The organism is Roseovarius sp. A46 (assembly GCF_004126395.1).
Lineage (GTDB): Bacteria > Pseudomonadota > Alphaproteobacteria > Rhodobacterales > Rhodobacteraceae > Roseovarius > Roseovarius nitratireducens.
In genome coordinates this window covers 1-1,411 of sequence record NZ_PVWS01000073.1, presented here as the reverse complement: position 1 = coordinate 1,411, position 1,411 = coordinate 1, and the positions used below count along the sequence as shown (strand labels likewise).

The following is a 1,411-nucleotide window of genomic DNA, read 5'->3' as shown; positions in this document are numbered from 1 at the left end:
TCTTCTTCATCGCATCACGCAGGCTGGGAAAGGCGGGCTGTTTCGGCATCGGCAGGACTCCTCTGGCGGACGCCCCAAACCTATCAGATTAGGCAGAAAGTCGCAGGTTTTTCAGACGTTCCTTAGACTTCCGAGGTTGACCTATATCATCGCGGACAGCGGGAAATTCGCCTAACCACCATGTGTAAGTTCACGCGCTCGTTCGACAGGGAGAGGTCCGATGCATGGATACCCGGCTGTCACGCGGCCTCGGGGTATCCCCTCCTTTTCAGTAGGCCCTTTCCTTGCGATCACGTTCCTAATCACGTGGGGGGTAATCGGGCTCTACATCGCTCTGCCGGAGCGCGCCGCAGCGTGGTTCGGCAAGATCAGTGGGGCGCATCCGCTGTTCTTCCTTGCGACTTGGGCACCTGCGATTGCCGCGTTCGTCGTGGTTCTCTGGCATGGTGGCACTACGGGGCTCCGGCGCTTCCTGGCGCGGCTTCTGCTCTGGCGCAGCACGGCAGGTTGGACGGCGTTCATCCTGCTCGGTTTGCCGCTAGTATTCGTCGCGGGATCGCTGATCAAGGGTGGCCCGATCCTGGCACCGCTGCCGCCAGAAGGCGCGCGACCGGTGCTGGCCGTGATGGTCATGATGCTGTTCCTCGGCCCCATTGAGGAATTCGGATGGCGCGGGGTCTTGCAACCGTTGCTTCAACGCCACATGGCACCGATTTGGGCCGGTTTGCTGATCGGTGCCACTTGGGGTTTCTGGCATCTTCCCGCCTTCTACCTTCCAGGAACGGTCTTCGGCGGCTGGAATTTTCTGCCCTTCTTCCTTGGCAACGTGGTGCTAACTGTTCTGGTGACACCAGTTTTCAACCGTACCGGTGGCAGCTTGCTATGGCCGATGCTGTTCCACTGGCAACTGATCAACCCGTTCTGGCCCGACGCTCAGCCCTGGGACACGTGGATACTCACCGGAGGAACAGCGGCGCGCAAGCCTGATCCTCGATGGGCTTCTGCCCATCAGCCGCAAGACGGACGGGTTGCGAACAGATGGCGTCTGGGCTGGGGCACCCTCCCTGACTGCCTACCAGGATATTACGGTGCCGACCCTGATCATGTTCTGCGAAGACGATCTCTTCCGAACCGCCGAGACCGCGTGGCACCTGGCCGATCGCATACCGAATGCGACACTGAGGATCTGGCCGGAAGGCGGACATATCTGGCTGGGACATGACACGGACGTCGCCCGCGAGATCGCTGATTTCGCAAGGAGCCACTGACAAGAAATGGAGGTAATCAAGGAAAGTCTGAACAACGCCTTCTGCTGCGCCGACGCGCCGATGTGAGGGCCATGCCGGGCATCAGGCAGCTTGTTTCCAGCGGCTTTCGGGCTGCTTCGGCCGCTCGGTTGGTGGACAGGCCA

1 protein-coding gene is annotated in these 1,411 nt (G+C 60.7%); it reads left to right on the top strand.

What is annotated here, in order from left to right:
- Positions 1-220: 220 nt before the first annotated feature.
- Entirely contained in the window at positions 221-1,222 is a 1,002-nt protein-coding gene (locus C6W92_RS17435; protein WP_129435392.1) for a type II CAAX endopeptidase family protein, read from the top strand.
- Positions 1,223-1,411: the final 189 nt, after the last annotated feature.